Origin of the sequence: Pseudomonas sp. MF5691, assembly GCF_016405645.1 — a bacterium.
Lineage (GTDB): Bacteria > Pseudomonadota > Gammaproteobacteria > Pseudomonadales > Pseudomonadaceae > Aquipseudomonas > Aquipseudomonas shahriarae.
Window position 1 is genome coordinate 21,906 of record NZ_JAEKDC010000022.1, and the last position, 26,739, is coordinate 48,644.

23 protein-coding genes are annotated in these 26,739 nt (G+C 60.3%); 13 read left to right on the forward strand and 10 right to left on the reverse strand.

Features of this window, described 5'->3' with window-relative positions:
* Positions 1-23: 23 nt before the first annotated feature.
* The 5 genes from JFT44_RS23430 to JFT44_RS23450 form a co-directional block, all read right to left on the reverse strand.
* Complete coding sequence (locus tag JFT44_RS23430) at positions 24-881, reverse strand: polyketide synthase (RefSeq protein ID WP_198831239.1); 858 nt, start codon at positions 879-881, stop codon at positions 24-26.
* A gap of 117 nt (positions 882-998) precedes the next feature.
* On the reverse strand, positions 999-2,351 hold the full coding sequence (locus tag JFT44_RS23435; RefSeq protein WP_198831240.1) for an FAD-dependent monooxygenase: 1,353 nt from the start codon (positions 2,349-2,351) through the stop codon (positions 999-1,001).
* A gap of 57 nt (positions 2,352-2,408) precedes the next feature.
* Complete coding sequence (locus tag JFT44_RS23440; protein ID WP_057959402.1) at positions 2,409-3,020, reverse strand: HAD family hydrolase; 612 nt, start codon at positions 3,018-3,020, stop codon at positions 2,409-2,411.
* Positions 3,010-4,524 carry a class I adenylate-forming enzyme family protein gene (locus JFT44_RS23445; protein ID WP_057959401.1) on the reverse strand — a complete coding sequence of 505 codons (1,515 nt, stop codon included), beginning with the start codon at positions 4,522-4,524 and terminating at the stop codon, positions 3,010-3,012. Before JFT44_RS23445 ends, JFT44_RS23440 begins: the two co-directional genes overlap by 11 nt.
* 366 nt (positions 4,525-4,890) lie before the next feature.
* Positions 4,891-5,448 carry an NADPH-dependent FMN reductase gene (locus JFT44_RS23450; RefSeq protein WP_057436785.1) on the reverse strand — a complete coding sequence of 186 codons (558 nt, stop codon included), beginning with the start codon at positions 5,446-5,448 and terminating at the stop codon, positions 4,891-4,893.
* Positions 5,449-5,675: 227 nt separating this feature from the next.
* Between JFT44_RS23450 and JFT44_RS23455 the strand changes: the two genes are divergently transcribed.
* Positions 5,676-5,900 (forward strand): hypothetical protein, encoded by a 225-nt coding sequence (locus tag JFT44_RS23455; protein ID WP_057436787.1) that lies wholly within the window; start codon positions 5,676-5,678, stop codon positions 5,898-5,900.
* Between the two features lie 92 nt (positions 5,901-5,992).
* The gene (locus tag JFT44_RS23460; protein ID WP_198831241.1) at positions 5,993-6,892 is read left to right on the forward strand and encodes a LysR substrate-binding domain-containing protein; all 900 of its coding nucleotides are present in this window, start codon (positions 5,993-5,995) and stop codon (positions 6,890-6,892) included.
* Positions 6,893-6,911: 19 nt separating this feature from the next.
* On the opposite strand, the gene JFT44_RS23465 is transcribed toward JFT44_RS23460, so the two are convergent.
* The 3 genes from JFT44_RS23465 to dnaQ form a co-directional block, all read right to left on the reverse strand.
* The gene (locus JFT44_RS23465; RefSeq protein WP_057436789.1) at positions 6,912-7,475 is read right to left on the reverse strand and encodes a GNAT family N-acetyltransferase; all 564 of its coding nucleotides are present in this window, start codon (positions 7,473-7,475) and stop codon (positions 6,912-6,914) included.
* 8 nt (positions 7,476-7,483) lie between these two features.
* A complete protein-coding gene (locus JFT44_RS23470) occupies positions 7,484-9,739 on the reverse strand; it encodes an Orn/Lys/Arg decarboxylase N-terminal domain-containing protein (protein WP_115128315.1) in 2,256 nt (751 codons plus the stop codon).
* A 217-nt stretch (positions 9,740-9,956) separates the two neighbouring features.
* Entirely contained in the window at positions 9,957-10,697 is a 741-nt protein-coding gene (gene dnaQ / locus JFT44_RS23475; protein WP_162947798.1) for a DNA polymerase III subunit epsilon, read from the reverse strand.
* Positions 10,698-10,899: 202 nt separating this feature from the next.
* On the opposite strand from dnaQ, the gene JFT44_RS23480 reads away from it, so the two are divergent.
* Positions 10,900-11,205 carry a DUF2388 domain-containing protein gene (locus JFT44_RS23480; protein ID WP_198831242.1) on the forward strand — a complete coding sequence of 102 codons (306 nt, stop codon included), beginning with the start codon at positions 10,900-10,902 and terminating at the stop codon, positions 11,203-11,205.
* A gap of 55 nt (positions 11,206-11,260) precedes the next feature.
* Here JFT44_RS23480 and rnhA read toward each other — a convergent pair whose 3' ends face one another.
* Positions 11,261-11,713 carry a ribonuclease HI gene (gene rnhA / locus JFT44_RS23485; protein ID WP_057436798.1) on the reverse strand — a complete coding sequence of 151 codons (453 nt, stop codon included), beginning with the start codon at positions 11,711-11,713 and terminating at the stop codon, positions 11,261-11,263.
* 84 nt (positions 11,714-11,797) lie between these two features.
* Positions 11,798-12,556, reverse strand: coding sequence for a class I SAM-dependent methyltransferase (locus tag JFT44_RS23490; RefSeq protein ID WP_057436800.1), 759 nt, complete (start codon positions 12,554-12,556; stop codon positions 11,798-11,800).
* 65 nt (positions 12,557-12,621) lie between these two features.
* Here JFT44_RS23490 and gloB point away from each other — a divergent pair, with 65 nt between their 5' ends.
* From gloB to JFT44_RS23540, 10 genes are all read left to right on the forward strand, one after another.
* On the forward strand, positions 12,622-13,389 hold the full coding sequence (gloB, locus tag JFT44_RS23495) for a hydroxyacylglutathione hydrolase (protein ID WP_198831243.1): 768 nt from the start codon (positions 12,622-12,624) through the stop codon (positions 13,387-13,389).
* Between the two features lie 98 nt (positions 13,390-13,487).
* Positions 13,488-14,900, forward strand: coding sequence for a lytic transglycosylase domain-containing protein (locus tag JFT44_RS23500; protein WP_057959396.1), 1,413 nt, complete (start codon positions 13,488-13,490; stop codon positions 14,898-14,900).
* A gap of 168 nt (positions 14,901-15,068) precedes the next feature.
* Positions 15,069-16,898, forward strand: a complete 1,830-nt coding sequence (locus tag JFT44_RS23505) for an extracellular solute-binding protein (protein ID WP_198831244.1) — start codon at positions 15,069-15,071, stop codon at positions 16,896-16,898.
* The gene (locus JFT44_RS23510; RefSeq protein ID WP_198831245.1) at positions 16,895-18,733 is read left to right on the forward strand and encodes an extracellular solute-binding protein; all 1,839 of its coding nucleotides are present in this window, start codon (positions 16,895-16,897) and stop codon (positions 18,731-18,733) included. Before JFT44_RS23505 ends, JFT44_RS23510 begins: the two co-directional genes overlap by 4 nt.
* A 1-nt stretch (position 18,734) precedes the next feature.
* Positions 18,735-19,808, forward strand: coding sequence for a microcin C ABC transporter permease YejB (locus tag JFT44_RS23515; RefSeq protein ID WP_057436807.1), 1,074 nt, complete (start codon positions 18,735-18,737; stop codon positions 19,806-19,808).
* A gap of 1 nt (position 19,809) precedes the next feature.
* Complete coding sequence (locus JFT44_RS23520) at positions 19,810-20,829, forward strand: ABC transporter permease (RefSeq protein WP_057959393.1); 1,020 nt, start codon at positions 19,810-19,812, stop codon at positions 20,827-20,829.
* A gap of 1 nt (position 20,830) precedes the next feature.
* Positions 20,831-22,441: an ABC transporter ATP-binding protein gene (locus JFT44_RS23525; protein ID WP_169960683.1), complete on the forward strand. Its 1,611-nt coding sequence runs from the start codon at positions 20,831-20,833 to the stop codon at positions 22,439-22,441.
* Between the two features lie 176 nt (positions 22,442-22,617).
* Positions 22,618-23,148: a sigma-70 family RNA polymerase sigma factor gene (locus tag JFT44_RS23530; protein WP_152987928.1), complete on the forward strand. Its 531-nt coding sequence runs from the start codon at positions 22,618-22,620 to the stop codon at positions 23,146-23,148.
* The gene (locus tag JFT44_RS23535; RefSeq protein ID WP_170044136.1) at positions 23,145-24,113 is read left to right on the forward strand and encodes a FecR domain-containing protein; all 969 of its coding nucleotides are present in this window, start codon (positions 23,145-23,147) and stop codon (positions 24,111-24,113) included. Before JFT44_RS23530 ends, JFT44_RS23535 begins: the two co-directional genes overlap by 4 nt.
* A gap of 122 nt (positions 24,114-24,235) precedes the next feature.
* Complete coding sequence (locus tag JFT44_RS23540) at positions 24,236-26,704, forward strand: TonB-dependent receptor (protein WP_057959390.1); 2,469 nt, start codon at positions 24,236-24,238, stop codon at positions 26,702-26,704.
* Positions 26,705-26,739: the final 35 nt, after the last annotated feature.

Below are 26,739 nucleotides of genomic sequence, written 5' to 3' on the forward strand. Positions count from 1 at the left end.
CCAAAATTGCAGCGGGGCGAGTCTCAGCTCAGCCTTTCCAAAAACCACAGCGTGTCCCGCGGCGTACGACATGACATCAACGCTTCACCGGCAAACTGGCTGGCAGAGCACTGCTGTGCCAGTGCTTGGCAAAATGCTTCGCGGGCAAAACCATTGAGTCCCAGCTCGGTGAAGGGCGTATCAATATCGAACGCTTTTGGCTCGCCCGGGATCAGCGGTACCAAGGCGTCGAACAGTTGTTGGCTGAAGGCCGGCTCGGCGCTCTGGGCCTCAGGCGTTTGCGCAGCACTTGCCGGCGCGGGGGGCGACTCGGGCGCGGCCAGAGCCGCTTTAATCAGTGCGATAGTGTGTTGCGGGCACTTGGCGTTGAGCAATTGAGTGCCGCTGGCTTTGAGTTCCGGCCACAGGTCGACGAGCGACTCGAGGAATTCCATCTGCACCAAAGAGTCCAGCCCCAGGCTTTCATAGGGTTGTTCCTGGTCGATCTGATCTACGGTAAAACCGGTGATAATTGCCAGTTGTTCAAGCACCGAGGCTTCGACATCCACAGCTGGCAATTGCGCACTGCCTGGCTCATCAAGAGTGGCCGTTGCCAGTGTGGCTGAGTTCAAGTACGACGTTTCCAGCGGTGCAAGCGTTGGATTAAGCGGTACTTCAACCCGACGGGAAAACGCGCCCTCAAGTACTTGTTTGTGAGCATTGAGATACTGCACCGTGATGGTTTCGGCCTGAGCCAGCAAACGCATTAATATTGATTCTTTCGCTGTATCCGAGTCGCCCAGCGAATCAATGATCCTCTCTGATAGAGAGAAATAACTCTGGACCATTTTTCCATTGGACACGATAAATTCCTGCACAACATCGCCAAGTTCAAGGCGCATGGAGACCTCCCAACCGAAGTTAAATTTGGTTATTTAAAACAAACTATCAGTTCATCGCCAACGCGGGCCTTGCGCAAACTAATGAACTGCGCACACAGGTTTAAATCGGCAGCGCCGTTAAATCATTCTTGCTGGAAGTTGCTTTTTTTTCACCTTGACCAGCCCGGATCGCACGTGCAGATACGTCATCAGCGTAGTTATATCCAGCCCCTGAAAAGCGATATAGCCGTCAGGACGAATCAGCATCAATGTGCCTGCCCGCGCGTGATAACGCTTGTGCAAGCGCCAGTCCGGGTCCAATAACGTCGAATGTTGAAACGGCGCCCCTGCACTGCCGAGGGCATCAATAACGCAATAGGCCTTGATACCTGGGTAATCCGTCTGCACTGCATCAGCCAGTGCGTAATAACCCGGCAGTAAAGAGGAAAATTGATCGGCCGCACTGAAGACCAGTAACGTGAACGTTCCCTGGAACAGATCCATCAAGCGTCTTGGCGGCGTACCTGGGGGTTGCCATAACTCGATATCGGGAGCCAGTTGGCCGGCGCGAGGCGCTGCGGTCGGGAACCGCGACTTCCTGCCCTTTTTATTCCAATGCGCGCGCTGCTTGTTCGTCAGGGACTCTTGAATACCGGTACTTTTGCCGTAGCGGTAGTGATGAGCACAAATCATCGAGGCCAACGTGCGCTGGAGCGGGCGCCAGTCACCCAGCAGTGGCAGGATGTTATCCCGCAGCCAGACAAGCACTCGGTGCACCATGCTCTCGGCTCGCAAGGTTGTCGGGAAGCACTCTTCGTTATAGCTCTGCAGCAATGCGGGGGCTGCCAGGCCCTGATCGACATAGGCGATTTTCCACGCCAGGTTATAGGCCTCGCCCATCCCCAGGTTAATCGCCTGATCCGCCAGAGGGTGGCCGATAGGCGCCGAATCGCCTGCCAGGAACACGGCATCGTGCTGCAGTGCCTGCACACGACGCGGCTGGGACGTGGCAATGCGGCGATGAGCACCGTCGCAGGCGACCATCCAGCGAGCGCTCAAACGTTCGTCGCGGCCATCAGCATGATGCAGGAGCATCTGCACGGATTGCGGCTGGTTCTGCAGTTCGACCAGTTCGGTATTCCACTCAACACCCAGGCCCGATGCATCAAGACGCTCAAGCAGGATTTGCTCTAGCGTCGACGCTGGCAAGCTGAGTAAAAAAGGGTAACAGGCATCCAGATAGGAGAAGTTATCGTTCGGTACCCGTTTGCTGTTCGCCTGCAGCGAAAACTGCTTGAGCGTAAAACCGTTGCTGACAGCCTGTTCGGCAACCCCCAGGTGCCGGAGCATTTCCAGGGTTCTTGAATGCACGACCCGCGACGTGGTGGCGGTCGAAGGGCCGGCATTCTTGTCAATAAGGCGGAAAGAAACGCCCCATTTCTGCAGTAGGTTTGCCAGTAGCAGGCCAACAGGTCCGGCACCCACGATCATGACCGTCGTCGGCACAGCGCATGGCCCGGGGACTGAAGTGTTCGAGGCGCCCATAAGTCAGTACCAGTTCCGATAAAAGGGGGCGTTGGCAATACCGAGCAGGGCATCGTCGCCGGATGAGTCGCCGTAGGCGTAAATGTAGTAGTCATCAAGGTTGGCCAGGCAGCCTCTGAGCCGTATGACTTTCTCCGGCCCAACACAGTTGGTGCCTGAGATGCCCCCCGTCAGCCTGTCGTTCTCGGTTTCCAGGCGAGTGCCGCACACATAGTCGAACCCCACTGCCGCCCCCCAGGGAGCCAGGTAGTTCTCTGGCGAGTTGCTGACCAGCGCCGTGACATGCCCCATGGATTGATGCCATTGCAGCCGGCGCAGCGCCTCGGGCCTGATCCAGCGTGGCAATTGCTCAGTCACGAAATGCCGCGCGTGCTCACGCTCCTTCTCCACCGACACGCCACCCAGGTAACGCGCAATAAACGCCAATCGAGCCTGCATCAACGGGGTCACGCCCAGAATCACGCTGAACACTTTTGGCAGCAGCCAGATCATTTTGAGCCAGAACATTTTTGTTCCCGCGACGTAACGCATATAGCGCCAGAACGTATGCCGGTCGGAGAGCGTGCCGTCAAAGTCAAACACCGCCAATACCGGTGGCGTGCCATCAGCTTGCATGGCTGTGCTCCTTGAGAACGATGATCTCAATGGTCTTGGGCAGTTTGAACCCCGAGAGGTGCTGAGAAAGCAGCGTGGAAATTGCGCTCTGAGTCAGCCCGGCACGCCCCTCGACACACAGGTGCAATGCGTTGACCTCTTTGTGGTCGGGAACGATGTAGGCTTTTGCACGCACCGCATCGGGGTGTTGCATGGCGACGGATTCGACCTCCAACAGATCGACCATCTGCGCTTTGATCTTTGAGATGCGTAAGCGTTGACGATAGAAAAACACATGTCCATCGTCATCGCGCCAAACCAGGTCACCCGTGTGCAGCCAGCCGTCACGGAAGAACCGCTTATTGGCTTCTTCTGCATCGTCGTAACCGTCAATCACCATCGACCCGCGTACCAGCAATTCGCCGATCCGCCCTGGCGCGACGTCTTGCCCTTGAGCGTCGACGACGCGCAGTTCCACACCCCTGATCGGCTGCCCCATGGCACCGCGCTGCGCGACGCCAAGCGTACTCTGTAGCAGCACGGGCATGCTCTCGGTCAAGCCGTAGCCCTGCAATACCGGTTTGCAGCCCAGCAACCGCCCCAGTTTCTCCGCTTCGTCCGCGGGTAGATGGCTACCGCCTGAGTAAATCATCAGTTGAGGGTGCATCGGCAACAGCGCGCCTTTGCGCTTGGCCAGTCGGCTATTGAAATAGCGAATGACATCGGGCACCAGGCAGGTATAGGTGACCTTATGCCGGGACAGGACTTCTGCCAGGTCCCTGTTGAGCACGGTATCGGTCATCAACAGCGTGGCGCCCACGCTCAATGGAAAGATCATCATCGCCGACAGCCCGAAGATGGCGTGCAGCGGCAGCGTGACCAGATGGACGGAGCCGACCCCCTGGCGATGAATATGCTCGTGCATGCCATCGATTGCATGCGTCACGTCAAGGTAGCGGTGAGGAACCGCCAGCGGTTTGCCGGTGCCCCGATAAGTGAACTGTATCGAGACGATTGGGTTGCCTTCAGGCAATACCAGCGGTTCGTTGCGACACATAAGCTGAACATCAGGCGTCGCATTTTCAGACAGGGATGAGGACTCACCCACTTCCAATAACAAGGAGTGACGAACGCCGTTGGCGAGTTGGAATATTTCGCTGTGTTTTTCGAAGAGCGCAGCTGTTGTCACAACCAGCACAGGCCTGGCGCTGCCCACCACACTCGCCATTTCAAATGGCGTCAACTTGTAGTTAAGGATGACCGGAATTGCACCACGTCCAACGATCGCTAAAAAATAAGCGATAAATTCAACACCGCTGGGTAGAACAAGTGCAACTTTTTCGCCCGGCAAGATATTTAAAGTGCCGAGCGCACCGTTACACTGCTCGGCTTTTAGTCGTAACTCGCGATATGTCACAACCCCTGTGTCGACATCCAGATTCCTGATAGCGATATGTTCAGGGAAGGACTCTGAGATCCCGAAAAATCGGTGTAGAAAACCGTCCTGACACAGCAAGGATTCCATTTATTAATACTCCTGACGTTTCAAACCAGTGAATTGGACTAAAGCACCTTAGGCACAGGTAGAGTGACGAGGCCGTTTATACTTCCAGGGCGCTTGGATCTTACTCATCTGAGGCTCGAATACATGTAGGACACTTCAACATGTAATGCCGAATTATCTTTGAAACACTTTTAAGTTCCAGTCCAGGGAACCCCCATAGCCCTCTTTTCACCAACGCAACAGTGCCAGGCGCAGACCCTGGGCTTCCAGAACCCCTGCATGCAAGCCAGGCTCAAGTTTATCGGGCGGCAGGCGTTGCACCTGGCCGACCAATTGAGCTGACCGTAGCAAAAGACCCAGCCGCGATGCCTGGGTCTTGCCGATCGGTCAGCCCTTCTGTTTCGTTACCCACTGGCCATAGGCATCAATAAACGCCTGCAGGAACGGTTTGGTTTTCTCCGACAGTTTGCCCGCCTCATCGAACGCACTGCCCGCGCCTCCCAGGTAGGCTTCTGGCTGCTGCATGCACGGCACATCCAGGAACACCAGGGACTGGCGCAAATGGTGGTTGGCGCCGAACCCACCAATGGCCCCCGGTGAAACGCTGATGACCGCACCTGGCTTGCCGCTCCAGACGCTCTGGCCATAAGGACGCGAACCCACATCAATGGCATTCTTCAAGGCCGCCGGCACCGAGCGATTGTATTCGGGGGTGACAAACAGCACCGCATCGGCCGCAGCCACCTGCTGGCGGAAGGTGCTGTAGGCGGCAGGCGGCGCTGAGCCATCAAGGTCTTCGTTATACAGCGGCAATTCGCCGATTTCGACGATGCTGAGCTTGAGGTTTGCAGGCGCCAATTGCGCCAATGCCTGGGCGACCTTGCGGTTGATCGACTGTTTTCTCAAGCTGCCGACCAGTACGGCAATCGTGTAGACCTTGCTCATGGGGCTTTCCCGACATCTGACTAAAGGAACCTGTAGTTATAGAGCCTTAGCCGGCCTATCACCAGCAGGTTGTGGCCAATCGGCGGCTGTTTTGCGCCGTGATCTACCTGTAGGAAAAATAAGCGGCACATCATCGAATAGTATTTTTTCTATGTAGGTAAACTACCCGCCTTAATGACGGTCTACAGAACCGCAAATCGGTGTTTTTCTCCAGAGGTTCTAAACAGATGGCAGCAGTACTTGTCGGACAATTCCATGCCCGCGACGCGGAAGGCCGCGTTTATTCCGTGCATGAATTCCAGGAGTCCACCTCGACAGACGGCGGTTCAGAACCTGTCATTTCCTACAAGCTGGCGATTGGTGATCGGGTCAACAAAGTCGATGACAATACCTTTGTGCTGGTCCAGTCGCAGGTTTCACTGACCCGCGAACCCGAAAACACGCCTGTTTGATAAGGCTGTGCCTCCAGGCAGAAGTCATATGAGCGGACTTGGGTTAGGATTCACCCGGTGAATCCCTTACCTGCTGAACATGGACTTCATGCATGCGTTTACGTCATATCGAAGTGATTCAAGCCATTTTGCAAACCGGACACCTCGGCACCGCCGCCGAATGGTTGCAATTGGCTGTGTCCGACGTGGACGCCACCCTCAAGGACGCTGAGCAGCAACTGGGATTCATGCTGTTTGCCAGCGTCCGCGGGCGGTTGCAGGCCACCCGGGAAACCCTGGCGATGCAGGCACAGATCGCCCATCTCTACGAAGCCCTGGAACCGATACAACGCCTGGCCAGCAGCCTCAAGCATCATCATGCGCCGCCACTGCGCACGCTCTGTACACCGCCGTTGGCCAATCAATTGCTGCCGCAAAGCATTGCGCTGTTGCGTCGGCGTTTCCAGGACACCCCCTGCAACCTGTCCAGCCAGCCGACCCGCGACATCGTCAGGAGCCTGTTGCTGCAAGAGGCCGACCTGGGCCTGAGCCTGCATGATCCCGAACACCCGCAAATCACCAGTACCGTGCTGGCCCAGGGCAAGTTGCAGTTGTTGGCGCCCCATGGCTGGCTCAAGCCACGGCAGAAATACATCGCCCTGCAAGAATTGGCCGGCCAGTCGATAATCGGCCTGGAGGGCCAGGACCCGTTGAGCCAGTTGCTGGACAGCAAATTACAGGCGCTGCGCCCGTTGCCGGTAATCCAGACACGGGTGCAGACCTATCAGATGATGCGCAGCATGGTCGAGGCCGGCGAAGGGTTGGCGGTGGTCGATCCCTTCACCGCCAGTGGCGCGCGTGAGGCCGGGCTGGATACCTGCCCGTTATCACCGCCAATCCTGGTAAGCCTGTATGGCTTGACGGTCAAGGACAGCAGCCCGAGCCCGGCGCTCAATGCGTTGCTGGAGATTGTCACGCACAAAGCGCAGGGCCTGTTGTCGCCGGTCAATTAGCCCCCGCCACGGGTGGGGCTCAGCCGAACAAGCGATACCAGAAAATCGCCACCTCACGCGTCTGCGGATCAATCCCGCGATAACGCAGATGGTCGATCCCGCCCATGACGTAGCCGCTGCGTTCATACAGCCGACAGGCCCCGAGGTTGTTGTTCTGGGTCTCCAGCATCATCCCCGGCAGGTTTTTCTTGCGGCTCCAGAACTGTGCCACGTCGAGCAAAGCCTTGGCCACGCCATGCCGGCGTGCCGGCAGCACCACCGCCAACTCATCGACATGGGCATAGCCGTTCCAATTGGTACTGACGACGATATGGCCAACCGGCCGATCATCCAGGTAAGCCATGAATACCGCGCTGTCGGCGGCATCGCGATAGCTGGCGAACTCCTCCGGATCGATGCCGTAGCATTTGCGGTACGGCAGGATCTGCTCCACCGCCCACTGATCAACTGGCTTGCCCAGTTCCGGCGTGCCATATACGCACACCTCAAAGCTGAAATCATTGCCCCACACGTAGGCGTCAAATCCCTCGTCGGCGACTCGTACACTGAGCCCCGGGTACTTCGGATTCACTACAGCTTGCATAACCATCCTTAACACTTGATGCAATCGACGGTGTAACAACGACCGTTGCCGTCGTCTTCGTGTTGTAAACCATGCACATCGGCGACAAACCCCGGGAAGCTGCTATCGAACTCCCGGGCAAAGGCCAGGTAGTCGATAATCGAGCGCGTCGATTCGGTAAAGCGCTCCCCCGGCATGATCAGCGGAATGCCCGGCGGATAAGGCACCAGCATCACGGCGGCGATACGCCCTGGCAAGGCATCTATGGACACGGCCTCGACTTCACCGCGTACCAGTTGGTCATAGGCATCGGCCGGTTTCATGGCGATTTCCGGTAACACCGTGTACATGCGCTTAAGGTGCTTGGCCGTTGCGTTGCTGCGATAGCAGCCGTGCAACTGGTCGCACAAGTCTTGCAAACCCATGCCCTGGTAGCGCGTCGGGCCCTGCTCGAACACCGATGGCAGGCAACTGGCCAGGCTGCTATTGGCGTCGTAACTGCGCTTGAACTCCAGCAATTCCGTGAGCAGGGTACTCCACTTGCCTTTGGTGATCCCCATGGAAAACAGCACGAGGAATGAATAGAGCCCGGTTTTTTCCACCACCAGGCCACGCTCCCAGAGGAATTTACTGACCACCGCCGCCGGGATTCCGCAGTCACTCAAGGCACCGCCCGCCGTAAGGCCGGGCATCACCAGGGTGACCTTGATCGGGTCGAGCAACACATAGTCTTCGGCGATATCACCAAAGCCATGCCAGTCGGCCTCGGGCTGCAGCAACCAGTCGGCCGTCGCCACCCGGTCAATGCCCGCCACCGAAGGCGGTTGCCAGATGGAGAACCACCAGTCATCGGCGGCAATATGCTGGCGCAGATTGGCCAGGGCCCGACGGAAACTCAGGGCCTCATCGAACATTTCCTGGAGCAGCGAACGCCCTGCCGGCCCTTCCATCATGGCCGACGCCACGTCCAGCGAGGCAATGATGCTGTACTGCGGCGAGGTAGAGATGTGCATCATGAACGCTTCATTGAACCGGTCACGGTCCAGTTGCCGTGCCCCGCCGTCCTGTACATGGATCATCGACGCCTGGCTGAAGGCCGCCAACAACTTGTGGGTCGAATGCGTGGTGAACACCAGCGGGCTATCGGGCGTACGCGAAGTCCCCATGCCATACCGCCCGGCGAAAAACTCGTGGAAGGCCGCGTAGGCATACCAGGCCTCGTCAAAGTGCAGGACCTCGACACTGTTGCCCAGTTGTTGCTTGATCAGCTCGGCGTTGTAGCACAGGCCGTCATAGGTCGAGTTGGTCACCACCGCCAGCTTGACCTTGGGCTCGCGGCCCCGGGTCAAGGGGCTGGCCTCGATCTTCGCGAGAATCGACTCGCGGCTGAACTCGGTCAGCGGAATCGGGCCGATGATCCCCAGCTCATTGCGCTCCGGGCACAAGTACAGCGGGATCGCGCCGGTCATGATGATCGAGTGCAGCACCGACTTGTGGCAGTTGCGGTCCACCAGCACCAGGTCGTCGCGGCCGACCATGGAATGCCAGACGATCTTATTGGCGGTGGACGTACCATTGATCACAAAGAAGGTATGGTCGGCGCCAAAGTTGCGCGCCGCACGGGCTTCAGCTTCGGCCAAGGGGCCGGTGTGATCCAGCAGCGAACCGAGTTCCGGCACCGACACCGACAAATCCGAACGCAGGGTATTTTCCCCGAAAAACTGATGAAACGCCTGCCCCACCGGGCTTTTGCGATAGGCAACACCACCGCCGTGGCCGGGGGTATGCCAGGAGTAATTGGAGTCGGCCGTGTGCTGCACCAGGGCCTTGAAGAATGGCGGCAGCAGGCCATCGAGGTAAGTACGCGCCGCCCGGGCCACCTGCCGGGCCAGAAATGGCACGGTGTCTTCGAACAGGTAGAGAATGCCGCGCAGTTGGTTGAGTTCACTCATGGCGTCGGCCGGGGCATTTTCCAGGGTGACTTGCTCGCCCAGGGCAAAGATCGGCAGGTTGGGCGCACGCAGGCGCGCCAGTCGGATCAGCTCGACCATGTTCTGCAGCAGATGGGTATTTTCCCCGGCGCCTTCAGCGGCGATCAGCATGCACGCCAGCCCATGATGGGTCGAAGCCACCAGCCGGCCCTCGGCATAGTCCACGGCAGAAAAGATACTGAAACCTTCTTGCTCCAGCTCCCGGGCGATGCCCCGGACCCGATCACCGGCGACGGTGTCGGCCTTGATATCACGGTGCACGATCAGGATAGGGAACTTCAGGTCTTTGTACATGGGGCTTGGCGTCCTGAGAGCGATGTACTCAGGGTAGAAGCTGGGAGCGAATGTCGCGAATGAAGATTTCGAAGCCTATACAGAACCAATGTGGGAGCGGGCTTGCCCGCGATGGCGGTGGATCAGTAACAGCTGCACTGGCTGTCAAACCGTAATCGCGGGCAAGCCCGCTCCCACACAAGCCTGCTCCGACATGTTTAGACCGTGCCGGGCCCGACTAGTGTTGGGTCAACTGGGTCCACAACGCCGGCGCACCCGCCGACTTGGCGATGGCTTCCAGGCGTGCCGCGTGCTCGGCCATGTCCTGCTCGCTGGCGCGGATGATGGTCGTGGGCTTGCGGTCCGCCGGCAGGCGACGGATTTCCGAAGGTCGGTTGCCCGAGCCTTCGGCCGAACCGTTGCCATCGGAGGCGTTGCCGGCCAGGGACAGGCTGGTCTGCCCGCCCGTCATGGTCAGGTAGACGTCCGCGAGAATCTCGGAGTCGAGCAAGGCGCCGTGCAGTTCACGGCCGGAGTTGTCGACGCCATAGCGTTTGCACAAGGCGTCGAGGCTGTTGCGCTGGCCTGGGTGGCGCTCACGGGCCATCATCAGGGTGTCGAGGATCGAGCAGTGACGGGTGATGTCCGCCCGATCCGTCTGGCCCATCAGCGCGAATTCGTTGTTGATGAAACCCACGTCGAACGCCGCGTTGTGGATGATCAACTGCGCGCCGTTGATGAACTCGAAAAACTCATCGGCAACTTCCGCAAAGCGCGGCTTGCCCACCAGGAATTCGTTGGTGATGCCGTGGACGCCAATGGCGCCTTCGTCACTTTCCCGGTCCGGTTGCAGGTACACGTGGAAATGCCGGCCGGTAAGGCGGCGGCCCATCAACTCGACACAGCCGATTTCAATGATCCGGTGACCATCGGTCACCGGCATGCCGGTGGTTTCGGTATCGAGTACAACGGATCGGATGGCCATCAGGGTTCAGCTCTCAACGGTGTGTGTATTTCAAGGGGCGGGATATTAGCACGCTCTATAACCGGAGCGCCCCCTGGAGGAACGCCGCGAGCCCTCGCCCAACAGTTTTTTACAAGGTTTAGCAAAGCTTGCGCAGTTTGCTATCAAGCGCCTTGTTAGCCTGCGCCGCTCCTTACAGATGCGTAAAAATCTACCCATGCTCAAGCCAAACTATCTGCTCGCCCTGTGCCTGATGGGCGCTACCCATACCCAGGCCACCAGCTTTGTGATGACCACCGACGCCCTGGTCAGCCTGTCGATGAGTGCCACCAAGGGCACCAGCAGCAACTTCAAGGATGACAAGATCGTACTGGCGGCCAAGGACGATGCCGCGGCGTTTGTTGCCAGCCACGGCGAGATACGGGGTGTCCAGCTGGAGTCGGCATTGCAGCACATTCGCCGCACCTTGCCGGCGTTACGCGATACGGACGAGCAACTCGCCCGGGGGATTCTGGCGTTGTGATTTCAGCGATTGCCAGATCCAGAACCGCGCCAGCCAACAAGGGCTATGGGGAACCTCAGCTCTGCTTGTAACCGCGCACGTCATCCACGCCACGATTGGCCAATTGGTCGGCCCGCTCGTTGCCCGGGTGGCCGATATGCCCGCGCACCCATTTCCAGGTGATGTTATGGCGGTTGCACTGTTCATCCAGCAACTGCCATAGGTCGGCGTTCTTTACCGGCTCCTTGGCTGCGGTTTTCCAACCGCGCTTTTTCCAGTTGACCATCCATTCGTTGATGCCTTTCATGACGTACTGCGAGTCCGTCACCAGCAGCACGTCGCAACGGCGCTTGAGCTCCTCCAGGCCGCGAATGGCGCCCATCAGCTCCATGCGGTTGTTGGTGGTGTTGGGTTCGCCGCCCCACAACTCCTTCTCCACGCCCTTGCACACCAGCAAGGCGCCCCAGCCGCCCGGACCAGGATTGCCCTTGCAGGCGCCGTCGGTAAAGAGTTCTACGCTATCGGTCATTACGCTATCCATCAAAGCGGGTTGCCGGTAATCGACCGACAGCTCCCGAGGTCGCACACGACGACCTGAATGCCAAAAAGTGAGTTATTGCTCGCTGGAGCGACGGTTGACCTTGGCCAGGGGCATTGGCACCAGTTTGCCGATGGGCTCGCGCCGGACCTGGCTCACCGGTCGCAGGCCGACCACGATCTTACGGGCTACCAGCAGGTAGAAACCGCCCCCGGACAACTGCCAGGCCCCGGCACGGCGCTCCCAACCGGCCAACCGGCCCTGCCACTTGGGCGAAGCAAGCGGCGGACGATAGCACCCGAAGCGACGTTTCTCCAGCGCGAAGCCCAGCAGGTTCAACCAGTCGCTGACCCGCGAGGGCGAGATGCAGCGCGCCTGGCGCAGCGCATCATGGGCGAAGACATGCCGCAGGCCCCAGGAGCTCCAGGGGTTGATGCCGACGATCAACAGATGGCCACCCGGGCGCACCGCGCTGGCCGCTTCACGCAGCAAGCCATGGGGCGACAGGCAGAAATCCAGGCCATGCTGCATCACCACCACATCGGCGGCGTGCTCGCTCAAAGGCCAGGCCTGTTCTTCGCAGACAATCTCGACCCCCGGCAACGGCGCGCCCAGGCGCACATTGCGCTGCACCTGGGGCGCGGGCGGCGGGGTTTGTGCCGAAGGGCCGTAGTGCACCAGGTAGCCGCCAAAGAAGCGCTCAAGCTCTTCTTCGAGCATAAGCCGCTCCTGTTCCAGCAGAAATTGCCCGATCGGCCCGGACAGCCACTCACGGGCTGCGCTGATCAACGCCAGCCACTCGGGATCGGCCTGGGCGAACGCTTTATCAGTCATTGCATTCTCCAACTCGCCAAGACGTTCTAAGATGCACCAATGTGTTCAGCTTGGCGAATAGAAGAATGATACAGATCAGTGCCCTGCCCGCCTTCACCGATAACTACATCTGGTTGTTACAGGACCATCGCAGCCATCGTTGTGCCGTGGTCGATCCGGGCGATGCCGCGCCTGTCATGGCGTGGCTTGCGCAACATCCGGACTGGACCCTCGGCGACATCCTGATTACCCACCACCACAATGACCACGTGGGCGGTGTAGAGCAGCTCAAGCAAGCCACAGGCGCCAAGGTCTATGGCCCGGCCAGCGAAAAAATCCCGGCCCGTGACGTCGCGCTCAACGATAACGACCGGATCGAGGTGCTGGGCTGGGGCTTCGACGTGCTCGCCGTGCCGGGACACACCCTGGGACATATAGCCTTTTATCATCATGGCTTGCTGTTCTGCGGCGACACCCTGTTCGCCGCCGGTTGTGGGCGTTTGTTCGAAGGCACGCCGCAACAGATGTACAACTCCCTGGAGCGCCTGGCCGCGCTGCCGGCCGACACACTGGTCTACTGCACCCACGAGTACACCCAAAGCAACCTGCGCTTTGCCCAGGCCGTGGAACCGCACAACGCCGATATCGCCGAACGGGTGGCTAAAGTCAGCCAACTTCGGGCAGCCGGCAAGATGACGATGCCCTCGACCCTGGCCCTGGAAAAACTCACCAACCCGTTTTTGCGCACCGCTGAAACATCCGTTAAACAAAAAGCGGACGAGTGGGGGAACCGCGATAACCGCGCCGGGAGCGAGGTTTTTGCTAGCTTGCGAGCGTGGAAAGACACGTTCTAAGCAGACAGGTTCTGATACGAAATTTCTGAATGGTTGACCGGAACCCAAGCGCTTTCTAGAATCGCCCGACATTTTTGCCCGGAACTAACTTCCAGCCAATGTCGTCATCTATTCGTAAGTCCAACCATTCAGACGCATTGACCCGCCTGGCTCAAGCCATTGCGGTGGCCGTATCCGCAACTCTGGCGGGCTGCCAAACCACTCATTTCGCTGCACAATCCACCGTGCAACCCAAACCCGTACTCACAGCCAAGATCAAGCAAAAACCCCTTTGGCTCTCAGAGAAGCCAAGCCCGCAGGTACCCCAGGATGTCTGGGAGCGCATGCGCCAGGGGTTCCAACTGCAGGACGGTGTCGGCGTCAACCCGCGTATCGAGCAACAGCGCCTGTGGTTCGCCAGCAACCCGTCCTTCCTGGAGAACGCCAGCGAACGCGGCAGCCTCTATATTCACTACATCGTCGAACGCCTTGAAGAACGCAACATGCCCCTGGAACTGGCACTGCTGCCAGTGATTGAAAGTGCCTACAACCCAATGGCCTATTCACGCAGCGATGCGGTCGGCCTGTGGCAATTCATTCCCTCCACCGGGCGCTACTTCAACCTGCGCCAGACCCGTGCCTACGACGGCCGTCGCGACATCACCGCCTCCACCACCGCCGCCCTGGACTATCTGACACGTCTGCATGACATGTTCAACGGCGACTGGCTGCTGGCCCTGGCGGCCTATAACGCGGGTGAAGGCACCGTCAGCCGGGCCATCGAGCGCAACGAGAAGCTCGGCCTGCCCACCGACTACTGGAACCTGCCACTGCCCCAGGAAACCAAGGACTACGTGCCCAAGTTCCTGGCGCTGTCCCAGGTGGTGCTGGCCCCCGAGGCCTACGGCGTCAACCTGAACCCGATTGCCAACACGCCATACTTCGAAATGGTCGAAGTCAAGCAAAGCATGGACCTGTCCCGGGTCGCCGCGCTGGCCGAGATCGACGAAGACGAACTGTTCCAGCTCAACCCGGCCTTCAAGCAACGCACCACCCTGGACGGTCCCCAGCATTTGTTGGTGCCCACCTCCAAGGCGCAGTTACTGGCCAGTAGCCTGTCCTCGATGAACCCCGAGGAATTGTTGAGCCTGCGCCCGAAAAAGCCGGTGTTTGACGAAGTCGAGCACAAGGCCGTGGCCGGGCGCTCGCGCAGCTATAAGGTCAAGAGCGGCGACAACCTGACGCTGATTGCCAAGGCCAACAAGGTCAACGTGCATGACCTGCAGCGCTGGAACAAGCTCAATGGCCAGGCCTTGAAGGTCGGCCAGACCCTGGTGATGCAGGACACCCGTAAACTGGTGGCCAAGGCTCGCGGCAAGAAGCCGGTGCAATACAAGGTCAAGAAAGGTGACTCGCTGTACTTGGTTGCCAAGCGCTTCAACGTCGAGATGCAACATCTCAAGCGTTGGAACCCTCGCACTGGCCAGGCCTTGAAGCCGGGGCAGATGCTGGTGGTCTCCGGGCCAAGATAAACCGAGTGCACGCAGGCCTGTATGGGAGCCAGCTCCCATATCTGCCCTGCGTACCGCTCAAGATCCCTCCGAGCCTGAAAATGGCCTTTTCAACAGTCTTTTTCCAAGTGGAACAAGCTGTTACTGTACCGATCATAAAGCCCAAGCCGCCCGGATCGGATCTCTGACTTGAAGCGTCCCCTCCTTCTACTAATAAGTCTGGCCTTGAGCTTTTGCGCGAATGCGAGCATTACCGAGAACCACGGTTATGCGCAGTTCGGTACGCTCAAGTACCCGGCCAAATTCACCCACTTCGATTGGGTAAACCCCGCAGCGCCCAAGGGCGGCACCTTGCGGGTCATGGCATTTGGCACGTTTGATACCCTCAACCCCTATACCTTCAAGGGCTCCAGCCCAGTCTCAACCGCCAATTTCCTGCAATACGGCGTCAATGAGCTCAACGAGCCGCTGATGGTCGGCACCGGCCAGTACGCCCCGTCCGGCGACGAGCCCACGTCCAGTTATGGCCTGATTGCCCAATCTGTGGAGTACAGCGAGGACCGCAGTTGGGTGGTGTTCAACCTGCGCCCGCAAGCGCGTTTCCATGACGGCAAGCCCATTACCGCCGACGACGTGGCGTTTTCCTACCGCACGTTGCTGACCGAAGGCCATCCGCAATACCGCACCAACCTGCAGGAAGTGGCCCGGGTGGATGTACTCAACCCCCATCGCATCCGCTTCGTGTTCAAGCGCGCCGGCAACCCGTTGTTGATCCTGCGCCTGGGTGAGTTGCCGGTGCTGCCTCAGCACTACTGGAAAAACCGCGACTTCAAGGCCACCACCTTCGAGCCACCGCTGGGCAGCGGGCCCTATCGCATCAGCCAGGTCCAACCGGGCCGGCAATTGGTGTTCGAGCGGGTCAAGGACTATTGGGGCAAAGACCTGCCGGTCAATCGCGGGTTCTACAACTACGACAAGGTCGAGGTGGAGTTCTATCGCGACAGCGACGTGGCCTTCGAGGCATTCAAGGCCGGCGAATTCGACATTTATATCGAACACCAGGCCAAAAACTGGGCCAATGGCTACAACTTCCCGGCGGTGAACCGTGGCGAAGTCATCAAGGCGCAGATTGCCCACCAGGTTCCGACCCAGAGCCAGGGCCTGTTCATGAACAGCCGGCGCGCCACTTTCAGCCAGGCCAAGGTGCGCGAAGCGCTGGGGTTGATGTTCGATTTCGAGTGGACCAACCGCACCCTGTTCAGCGGCGCCTATAAACGCACCCTGAGCTACTACCCCAACAGCGAATTCGCAGCCAGCGGCCTGCCGGTGGGTCATGAATGGCTGATGCTCTCACCCTATCGCGACCGACTACCGGCCAATCTGTTTACCCAGGCCTTCAGCCTGCCGCAGACCGACGGGCGCGGCATCCCCCGGGAAACCTTGCGTCGTGCCCTCGGCCTGCTGGCCGAAGGTGGCTGGACACTCTCTGGCCAGCGCCTGCTCGACAGCAATGGCCAGCCGCTGCGTTTCGAAATCCTGCTGGTCAACCCGAACCTGGAGCGCATCCTGCAACCTTACGTCGAAAACCTGCGCAGCATCGGCATCGATGCCCGCCTGCGTACGGTAGACCGCGCGCAGTACAAGCAGCGCCTCGATCAGTTTGATTTCGACATGATCCTGATGACCCTCAACCAGACCTTGAGCCCTGGCCTTGAGCAGTGGCAGTACTTCCACTCCAGCCAGGCCGCGATCAAAGGCAGCAAGAACTACGCGGGCATCGCCAACCCGGTGGTCGACCACCTGCTGGAGCAACTGCTCGCCGCGCAGACCCGCGACCAACAAGTCGCCGCCGGCCGGGCTTTGGACCGGGTCCTGCTGTGGCAGCACTACAGTATTCCCAATTGGTATCTCAACTATCATCGCCTGGCGTACCGTAACCGGTTCGCCTTCGTCACCACGCCGCCCTACAGCCTGGGCCTGAGAGCGTGGTGGCTGAAAGCTTCGGAGAAACCCCAATGATGCCTTTGCGTACTGCGATTATCAGTGGCCTGTTGTTTTGCGCCCAGGCCGTTGCTGCCCCACAACATGCCCTGACCCTGTATGACGAGCCGCCCAAGTACCCGGCCAATTTCAAGCATGTCGACTACGTCAACCCGGATGCGCCCAAAGGCGGCACCTTTCGCGAAGCAGCCATGGGCAGCTTCGACAGCCTCAATCCGTTTATCAGCAAGGGCGTGCCCGCCGATAACATCACCCTGGTCTACGACACCCTGGCCCAGCAGGGCCTGGACGAGCCCATCACTGAATATGGCCTGATCGCCGGCAAGATCGAAAAGGCCCCGGATAACAGCTGGGTACGCTTCTACCTGCGGCCCGAAGCGCGCTTCCACGATGGCCATCCGGTGCATGCCGAAGATGTGGTGTTCACCTTTGAAACCCTGATCACCCAGGGCAGCCCGATCTACCGCACCTACTACGCCGACGTCGCCGAAGTGATCGCCGAAGACCCGTTGCGCGTGCTGTTCAAGTTCAAGCACACCAGTAACCGCGAGCTGCCGTTGATCCTCGGCCAATTGCCAGTGTTGCCCAAACACTGGTGGGCCGGGCGTGACTTTGCCAAGAGCAGCCTGGAGATCCCCCTGGGCAGCGGCCCGTACAAAGTGGCCGAGGTCAAGCCAGGGCGCTCGATCCGCTACGAGCGGGTCAAGGATTACTGGGGCAAGGACCTGCCCGTCAACAAGGGCCTGTACAACTTCGATTACCGCGTCAGCGATTACTACCGCGACAGCACCGTGGCCCTGGAGGCGCTCAAGGCCGGGCAGTTCGATTACTGGCAGGAAATGACGGCCAAGAACTGGGCCAACGCCTACAACGTCCCGGCCGTGGCCGAGGGCCGGCTGATCAAGGAAGAACTGCCGAACGGCAATCCCACCGGGATGCAGGGTTTTGTGTTCAATATCCGCAAGCCGATGTTCCAGGACGTGCGGGTGCGCAAGGCGATCAGCCTGTTGATGGACTTCGAATGGACTAACAAGCAACTGTTCAACGGCGCCTACACCCGTACCCGCAGCTATTTCGAGAACTCGGACATGGCCGCCACCGGCCTGCCCAGCCCTGCCGAACTGGCGATTCTCGAACCGCTGCGCGGCAGGATCCCTGACGAAGCCTTCACCCAGGCCTTCGCCCCGGCAAAAACCGATGCCAGCGGCATGATCCGCACCCAGCAGCGCGAAGCCTACCAACTGTTGCAAGAGGCCGGCTGGCGCATTGTTGACGACAAGATGGTCGACACCACCGGCAAGCCGGTGAGCATCGAGTTCATGCTGGCCCAGACCGACTTCGAGCGCATCCTGCTGCCGTTCAAGCGCAACCTGGCGGACCTGGGCATCGAACTGGTGATCCGCCGGGTCGATGTCTCGCAATACGTCAACCGCGTGCGCTCGCGGGACTTCGACATGATGGTCGGCAGCTTTCCGCAGTCCTCTTCACCGGGTAACGAGCAGCGTGAGTTCTGGCAATCGAGCAGTGCCGACAAGCCCGGCAGCCGCAACTACATCGGCCTCAAGGACCCGGCCATCGACGAATTGGTGGAACAATTGATCAATGCCGACTCGCGTAACAGCCTGGTGGCCCACGCCAAGGCCCTGGACCGGGTCTTGCAGTTTGGCTACTACGTGATCCCCAACTGGCATATCAAGACCTACCGCGTGGCCTATTGGAATCACCTTGGCCACCCTAAAGTCCCGCCCCGCTATGACGTGGGCATTGCCACTTGGTGGATCAAGCCCCATCAGGCCCCGGCCGTAACGCCGCAACCCCAGACCACGGCCGATCCGGCGAGCGGAGGCGACTGACATGCTGGCTTATATTTTTCGCAGGTTGCTGCTGATCATCCCCACGCTGTTCGGCATTTTGCTGATCAACTTTGTGATTATCCAGGCCGCCCCCGGCGGCCCGGTGGAACAAATGATCGCCAAGCTCGAAGGCTTTGAAGGTGCTACCAGCCGTATCGCCGGTGGCGGTGCCGAAGTCTCGGTGGCCGGCTCCAGCTACCGCGGGGCCCAGGGCCTGGACCCGACGCTGATCAAGGAAATCGAGAAGATGTACGGCTTCGACAAGTCGGCGCCGGAACGCTTGTGGATCATGGTCAAGAACTACGCCCAGCTGGACTTTGGCGACAGCTTCTTTCGCGACGCCAAGGTCATCGACCTGATCAAGGAGAAAATGCCGGTGTCCATCTCCCTCGGGTTATGGAGCACCCTGATCATGTACCTGGTCTCGATCCCCCTCGGGATCGCCAAGGCCACTCGCCATGGCAGCCACTTTGACGTGTGGACCAGTTCGGCAATCATCGTCGGCTATGCGATCCCGGCGTTCCTGTTTGCCATTCTGTTGATCGTGGTGTTTGCCGGCGGCAGTTATTTTGACTGGTTCCCGTTGCGAGGCCTGACCTCCAACAACTTTGACGAACTGAGCTGGGGCGGCAAGATCCTCGACTACTTCTGGCACCTGGCGCTGCCGGTCACGGCCCTGGTCATCGGTAACTTCGCCACCATGACCCTGCTGACCAAAAACAGCTTTCTCGACGAGATCAACAAGCAGTACGTGATCACCGCCAAGGCCAAGGGCCTGACCAATCACCGGGTGCTCTACGGCCATGTGTTCCGCAACGCCATGCTGCTGGTGATCGCCGGGTTCCCTTCAGCCTTTATCGGCATCTTTTTTACCGGCTCGCTGCTAGTCGAAGTGATCTTCTCCCTCGACGGCCTGGGCCTGATGAGCTTTGAAGCGGCGATCAACCGCGATTACCCGGTGGTGTTCGGCACCCTGTTTATCTTCACCCTGCTGGGCCTGGTGGTGAAACTGATCGGTGATTTGACCTACACCCTGGTCGACCCGCGTATCGACTTCGAAAGCCGGGAGCATTGAGATGACGCTATCCCCCCTCAATCGCCGCCGCTTCGAGCGTTTCAAGGCCAATAAACGTGGCTGGTGGTCGCTATGGCTGTTCCTGATCCTGTTTGGCCTGAGCCTGGGCGCCGAGTTGATCGCCAATGACAAGCCGTTGGCGGTGCATTACGACGGCGACTGGTACTTCCCGGTGCTCAAGCGCTACCCGGAAACCACCTTCGGCGGCGAATTCCCCTTGGAAGCCAACTACAAAAGCCCGTACATCCGCGAACTGCTCAAGGCCAAGGATGCCTGGACGCTCTGGGCACCGATCCCCTACAGCTACCAGAGCATCAACTACGACCTGAAAGTCCCGGCACCGGCGCCGCCCTCGGCGGACAACCTGCTGGGCACCGACGACCAGGGCCGCGACGTGCTGGCGCGGGTGATCTATGGCTTTCGGGTCTCGGTGCTTTTTGCCCTGACCCTCACGGTGTTGAGCTCGATCATCGGTGTGGCGGCCGGGGCCCTGCAGGGTTTTTATGGCGGCTGGGTCGACCTGGCCGGCCAGCGGTTCCTGGAAATCTGGTCGGGGTTGCCGGTGCTGTACCTGCTGATCATCCTCGCCAGCTTTGTACAGCCGAACTTCTGGTGGCTGCTGGGGATTATGTTGCTGTTTTCCTGGATGAGCCTGGTGGACGTGGTGCGCGCCGAGTTCCTGCGCGGCCGTAACCTGGAATACGTGCGCGCGGCCCGGGCCCTGGGCATGCAGAACGGCGCGATCATGTTCCGCCATATCCTGCCCAATGCCATGGTCTCGACTATGACCTTTATGCCCTTCATCCTCACCGGCGCGATTGGCACCCTCACCGCCCTGGACTTCCTGGGCTTCGGCTTGCCCGCCGGGTCGCCGTCCCTGGGCGAGTTGGTGGCCCAGGGCAAATCCAACCTGCAGGCGCCATGGCTGGGCATCAGTGCCTTTGCGGTGCTGGCGATCATGTTGAGTTTGCTGGTGTTTATCGGCGAGTCCGCTCGCGATGCCTTCGACCCGAGGAAATGAGATGAATCAGGACAATCTGATCGAAGTCCGCGACCTCAGTGTCGAGTTCGTCACCGGCGAGCAGCATCAGCGCGTGGTGGAGAACATCAGCTTCGATATCCGCCGCGGTGAAACCCTGGCCCTGGTCGGCGAAAGCGGCTCCGGCAAGTCGGTGACCGCCCACTCGATCCTGCGCCTGCTGCCCTACCCCCTGGCGCGGCATCCGTCCGGCACGATCAAGTATGCCGGGCAGGATCTGCTGACCCTGAAAGAAAAGCCCCTGCGCCAGATTCGCGGCAACCGCATTGCGATGATCTTCCAGGAGCCGATGACCTCGCTGAACCCCCTGCACTCCATCGAAAAGCAGATCAACGAAGTGCTGGGCCTGCACAAGGGCCTGACCGGCAAGGCCGCGACCCTGCGCACCCTGGAATTGCTGGACCTGGTGGGCATCCCCGAACCGCACAAGCGCCTCAAGGCCTTGCCCCATGAGTTGTCCGGCGGCCAGCGTCAGCGGGTGATGATCGCCATGGCCCTGGCCAACGAGCCGGAACTGCTGATCGCCGACGAGCCGACCACGGCCCTGGACGTGACCGTGCAGTTGAAGATCCTCGAACTGCTCAAGGAGTTGCAGGCGCGCCTGGGCATGGCGCTGTTGCTGATCAGCCATGACTTGAACCTGGTGCGGCGCATTGCCCACCGCGTGTGTGTGATGCAGCGCGGTTGCATTGTCGAGCAGGCGTCCTGCGAAGAACTGTTTCGCTCCCCGCAGCATCCGTACACCCAGGAACTGCTGGCCGCCGAGCCCAGTGGCGGTCCGGCGAGCAACGCGGTTGGCCCGCCGCTGCTGGAAGTCGACGACCTGAAAGTCTGGTTCCCGATCAAAAAAGGCTTCCTGCGCAATACCGTCGATTACGTCAAGGCGGTGGACGGTATCCACTTCAGCCTGCCCCAGGGCCAGACCCTGGGTATTGTCGGCGAAAGCGGCTCGGGCAAATCCACCCTGGGCCTGGCGATCCTGCGGTTGATCGGCAGCAAGGGCGGGATCCGTTTTGAGGGCCAGCAACTGGACCAACTGACCCAGCAACAGGTGCGGCCATTGCGCCGGGAAATGCAGGTGGTGTTCCAGGACCCGTTTGGCAGCCTGAGCCCGCGTATGTGCGTCAGCGAGATCGTTGGCGAAGGTTTGCGCATCCACAAGATCGGCACCGCGGCCGAGCAGGAAGCAGCGATTATCGCCGCGCTCAAGGAGGTAGGGCTCGACCCGCAGACCCGTCACCGCTACCCCCACGAATTCTCCGGAGGTCAACGCCAGCGCATCGCCATTGCCCGCGCCCTGGTGCTCAAGCCACGCCTGATCCTGCTGGATGAACCCACCTCGGCCCTGGACCGCACGGTGCAGCGCCAGGTGGTGGAACTGCTGCGTAACCTGCAGGCCAAGTACAACCTGACCTACCTGTTTATCAGCCATGACCTGGCGGTGGTCAAAGCCCTGAGCCATCAGTTGATGGTGGTCAAACAGGGGCAAGTGGTGGAACAGGGGGATGCCAAGACCATCTTCGCCGATCCCCAGCATGCCTATACCCGGCAGCTGCTGGAGGCCGCGTTTCTGGTGCCAACCTCACGTAGCTGATCTTGAGTTTAGGCCGGAGACGCCTTGTGGGAGCTGGCTTGCCAGCTCCCCCATTTGATTTGTGCAGCTCTGCAGGCAAAGCCTTTCGCAAAAGCAAACCAATATCATTTGCGCTGCCCGCAGGCCTTTGCTTTAATCGCGACCAATTCCTATTCACGTCGTGGCGCCAGCGCCGGTTGGATATTGTGTCGACTTCCCCCGCTTCCTTCAGTCAGCTCTACGGCAGCCACCACTCCTGGCTGCTCGGCCTGTTGCGCCGGCGCCTGAGCAACCGCTGGGATGCCGCCGACCTGGCGCAAGACACCTTTATCCGCGTGCTCAAGCGCCCGCCTGACCAGGCTGACGCCGTGCGCGAGCGCTCGTACCTGGCCACCATCGCCCGTGGCCTGTGCATCGACCATTGGCGCCGCCGCCAACTGGAGCAGGCCTGGCTGCAAAGCCTCGCCGACCGCCCACAGGCGGTGCAGCCATCGCCGGAGCAGCGGGCGATCATTGTCGAAACCCTGTACGAGGTCGATGCCATGCTCGCGCGCCTGCCGCGCAAGGTCAGCGATGCGTTCCTGCTGGCGCAACTGCATGGCCTGACCTACAAGCAAATCGCCGTGCAGTTGGGGGTCTGTGAGCGCATGGTGAAAAAATACATGGCCCAGGCGCTGTTGCACTGCGCGGTGCTGGAAGCCGAGCTCGACGGGGTGCTGGTGGAATGAACCCCAGCGGAAAACTCAGCCACGCCAGCCTGCAGCAGGCAGCCCAATGGTATGTGCGCCTACAGGACCCGCAAGGCGGCAGCCAGGCACAACAGCATTGGCAGACATGGCTGGGGCAGAACCCCGAGCATCAGGCTGCCTGGCGCTATGTCGAGCGCGTCAGCCAACGCTTCGCGCCCCTGACCGACGAGCCCATCGGCGCCGGCCGCGCCCTGCGCAGCACGCGGCGGCAAACCCTCAAGACATTATTGGTACTGTGCGCCGGTTCGACCTTGGCCTGGGGCACCTGGCGCGGCACTGCCCTGCCCCGGGTGATCGGCGGCTGGAGCGCCGACTACGCCACGGCCAGCGGCGAGATCCGCGACGCATTGCTCGCCGACGGCACACATATCTGGCTCAACGCCCTGAGCGCCATGGATGTACGCTTCGATGCGCAGCAGCGCCTGCTGCACCTGCGTTTTGGCGAAGTGTTGATCGACACCGCCAAGGACCTCCAGCGCCCGTTCCTGGTCGACACGGCGCACGGCCACCTGCGTGCCCTGGGTACGCGCTTCAGTGTGCTGCACAGCGAAGACAGCACCACCCTGAATGTCTTCGACGGCCGGGTAGAAGTGCGCACCGCCGACGGCCAGCAGGTACGCATTATCGAGTCCGGACAACAGGCGGTGTTCGGTCGGCACACGATCCGCAGCACAGTGCCCGCATCCGCCACCCGCGAGGCCTGGAGCCGCGGCGTGCTATTGGCCGACAACCTGCCCCTGGGCCAATTGATCGGTGAACTGAACCGCTACCGGCCCGGCCACCTCGGTTGTGACCCGGCCGTGGCCCATCTGCCAGTGATGGGCTCGTTCCCGCTCAAGGACAGCGAGCATGCGTTGCGGCTGCTGGAGGCGGCATTGCCGATCCAGGTGGACAGAGTGCTGCCGTGGTGGGTCAGCGTGGGGCCCAAAACACACGCTACCTAACGCCAACCATCCGGGCTGTTGTGGCGAGCAGTTTTTTTGGCTCCACCTGTTCCCCTTTTCGACGTTCGTTCGGTTAACCCAGCAGACGCTTTCATATTCGCCGAATCCGTAGGGAACCTTCCATGTCGCAACCCGCTGCTTTCACGCTGCGCCCCCTGGCGCTGGCCATCACCGCGACCCTGCTCTGCCTGGGCCCGCTCAATGTGCAGGCGGTGGAAACGCCGTCGACCCAGGAAACCACGCGCAGCTACAACATTGGCGCCGGGTCGCTGGTCAGCGTGCTGAATCGCTTTGCCGAGCAGTCCGGGGTGTTTATCGCCGGCCACAACAGCCTGGCAGCCGGGAAGACCAGCCCTGGACTCAGTGGCAGCTACACCCCCGCAGCCGGCTTGCAGCGTTTGTTGCAAGGCAGCGGTTTGCAGGCCCAGCCCCAGGGCGACAATGGCTATGTGCTGGAGCTGGTGCCGCTCAATACCGGCGAGCTGGAGCTGGGTGCCACCACCATTTCCGGCGTGGCCCTGGGCGCCACCACCGAAGACAGCCATTCCTACACCACCGGCTCGATGGCCTCGGCCACCGGCCTGCCGCTGTCGATCCGCGAGACGCCGCAGTCGGTCACCGTGATCACCCGCCAGCAGATGGATGACCAGGGTTCCAACAACATCGCCGACACCCTGCGCCGCGCCCCTGGCGTCAGCGTGCAGAACTACGACAGCGAGCGCTGGGAGTTCTCCAGCCGTGGCCTGCCGATCACCAATTTCCAGTACGACGGCGTCAACTCCACCTATGACGGCGTGTATGACTACGGCACCACCAGCACCGATATGGCGGTGTACGACCACCTGGAAATCATCAAGGGCTCATCGGGCCTGATGAGCGGTTCGGGCGACCCGTCGGCCACGGTCAACCTGATCCGCAAAAAGCCCACCAAGGACTTCAAGGCCTCGGTTACCGGCACCGTGGGCTCCTGGGACAACTATCGCACCGAAGGCGATATCTCCGGGCCGCTGACCGAGTCGGGCAATGTGCGCGGGCGTTTTGTCGGGGTTTATCAGGATCGCTCGTCGTACCTGGACCACTACCAGCACACCAAGGACATTGCCTACGGCATCCTCGAAGCCGATCTGACTCCCGACACCCTGCTGACCTTCGGTATCGACCAGCAGGACACCCGCTCCCGTGGCGCCAGCTGGACCGGTTTCCCGATGTATTTCAGCAATGGCAATCGCACGAATTTCTCGCGCTCGTTCAATCCGGCCGCCGACTGGAGCCGCCGCGACTTCCAGAACCAGACGATCTTCGCCTCGGTCCAGCAAAAGCTGGCCAACGACTGGTCGCTCAAAGTCAGCCTGGACCGCAAGCGCAGCCAGCACGACACCTTGCTCGCCTCCGCCAGTGGCGGCAACCCGGACCAGGTCACTGGTGAGGGCATGTATATGTTCATGGGCAAGTACAAGGGCGACCAGGTGCAGAACACCCTCGACGTCAACCTCAGCGGCCCGTTCAGCCTGTTGGGTCGCGAGCACGAGTTGATCATGGGCTTTATGGCAACCCGCTCGAAACAGGACGTGCCGGTCTACGGTTCGATCTACCCGCCGGTGGGCGGCAGCATTTATGACTGGCGTGGTGAGTACGCCAAGCCGGATATCCCGCGCAGCGGCCAGAACGATATTGTGCAACGCCAAACCGGCGCCTACCTGGCGACCCGCCTCAAGCCTACCGATGACCTGTCGGTGATCCTGGGTACCCGCGTCAGCAATTTCAGCAACACCGACACCACCGACTTCTACGCTGCGACGAGTACCGACGCCCGCACCAGCTACAAACAAACCGGGGTGGTGACGCCCTACGCCGGGGTGGTCTATGACCTCAACGACATCTGGTCGGTGTACAGCAGCTACACCAAGATCTACCGCCCGCAAAACAGCAAGGATGCCGACCGCAAATTGCTCGACGCGATTGAGGGCGACACTTACGAAGCCGGGCTCAAGGCAGCCTTTTTCGACGGCCGCCTGAACGCCAGCTTCGCCGCGTTCCGCATCGAACAGGACAATGTCGCGCAATACGTCTCGGGCTTTGAAAGCGACTCGATCTATCGCCCGATTGCCGGCGCCACCACCAAGGGCTTTGAGGTGGAACTGGCCGGCGAAGTGCTGGACGGCTGGAATGTCTCGGCCGGCTACACCTACCAGCACACCCGCGATGCCAACGACGATTACGTCTACAGCTCGGTGCTGCAAACCACCACGCCGCAACAAGTGGTGCGCCTGTTCAACACCTATCGCCTACCGGGCGCGCTGGACAAGGTGACCCTCGGCGCCGGGGTCAACTGGCAGAGCGAATTCTTCGGCAATGTGTTCCAGCCCAACCCGAATGACACGGTCAACTTTGGCCAATACGCGCGCATCACCCAGGACAGCTACTACCTGGTGGACCTGATGGCACGCTATCGCTTCAACGAGCACTTGAGCGCGACGTTGAACGTGAAAAATGCCCTGGATAAAAAGTACTACACCGGCCTGGGCAACTTCGGCACCGGGTTCTACGGCGAGCCGCGCAGCCTGCAACTGGCGACGCGCTGGGACTTCTAAGCCTGGGGGCGCCCCCTGAGAAATGTGGGGGCTTG

Excerpts from the sequence above, each read along its gene's own strand:
- JFT44_RS23440 (WP_057959402.1), bottom strand. The coding sequence starts at position 3,020 with ATGCAAGCTGATGGCACGCCACCGGTATTGGCGGTGTTTGACTTTGAC.
- JFT44_RS23430 (WP_198831239.1), bottom strand. The coding sequence starts at position 881 with ATGCGCCTTGAACTTGGCGATGTTGTGCAGGAATTTATCGTGTCCAAT.
- JFT44_RS23465 (WP_057436789.1), bottom strand. The coding sequence starts at position 7,475 with ATGCAAGCTGTAGTGAATCCGAAGTACCCGGGGCTCAGTGTACGAGTC.
- JFT44_RS23435 (WP_198831240.1), bottom strand. The coding sequence starts at position 2,351 with ATGATCGTGGGTGCCGGACCTGTTGGCCTGCTACTGGCAAACCTACTG.
- JFT44_RS23470 (WP_115128315.1), bottom strand. The coding sequence starts at position 9,739 with ATGTACAAAGACCTGAAGTTCCCTATCCTGATCGTGCACCGTGATATC.
- JFT44_RS23480 (WP_198831242.1), top strand. The coding sequence starts at position 10,900 with ATGCTCAAGCCAAACTATCTGCTCGCCCTGTGCCTGATGGGCGCTACC.
- JFT44_RS23515 (WP_057436807.1), top strand. The coding sequence starts at position 18,735 with ATGCTGGCTTATATTTTTCGCAGGTTGCTGCTGATCATCCCCACGCTG.
- JFT44_RS23445 (WP_057959401.1), bottom strand. The coding sequence starts at position 4,524 with ATGGAATCCTTGCTGTGTCAGGACGGTTTTCTACACCGATTTTTCGGG.
- JFT44_RS23500 (WP_057959396.1), top strand. The coding sequence starts at position 13,488 with ATGTCGTCATCTATTCGTAAGTCCAACCATTCAGACGCATTGACCCGC.
- JFT44_RS23455 (WP_057436787.1), top strand. The coding sequence starts at position 5,676 with ATGGCAGCAGTACTTGTCGGACAATTCCATGCCCGCGACGCGGAAGGC.
- gloB (WP_198831243.1), top strand. The coding sequence starts at position 12,622 with ATGATACAGATCAGTGCCCTGCCCGCCTTCACCGATAACTACATCTGG.
- JFT44_RS23460 (WP_198831241.1), top strand. The coding sequence starts at position 5,993 with ATGCGTTTACGTCATATCGAAGTGATTCAAGCCATTTTGCAAACCGGA.
- JFT44_RS23525 (WP_169960683.1), top strand. The coding sequence starts at position 20,831 with ATGAATCAGGACAATCTGATCGAAGTCCGCGACCTCAGTGTCGAGTTC.
- JFT44_RS23510 (WP_198831245.1), top strand. The coding sequence starts at position 16,895 with ATGATGCCTTTGCGTACTGCGATTATCAGTGGCCTGTTGTTTTGCGCC.
- JFT44_RS23540 (WP_057959390.1), top strand. The coding sequence starts at position 24,236 with ATGTCGCAACCCGCTGCTTTCACGCTGCGCCCCCTGGCGCTGGCCATC.
- JFT44_RS23535 (WP_170044136.1), top strand. The coding sequence starts at position 23,145 with ATGAACCCCAGCGGAAAACTCAGCCACGCCAGCCTGCAGCAGGCAGCC.
- JFT44_RS23450 (WP_057436785.1), bottom strand. The coding sequence starts at position 5,448 with ATGAGCAAGGTCTACACGATTGCCGTACTGGTCGGCAGCTTGAGAAAA.
- rnhA (WP_057436798.1), bottom strand. The coding sequence starts at position 11,713 with ATGACCGATAGCGTAGAACTCTTTACCGACGGCGCCTGCAAGGGCAAT.
- JFT44_RS23490 (WP_057436800.1), bottom strand. The coding sequence starts at position 12,556 with ATGACTGATAAAGCGTTCGCCCAGGCCGATCCCGAGTGGCTGGCGTTG.
- JFT44_RS23520 (WP_057959393.1), top strand. The coding sequence starts at position 19,810 with ATGACGCTATCCCCCCTCAATCGCCGCCGCTTCGAGCGTTTCAAGGCC.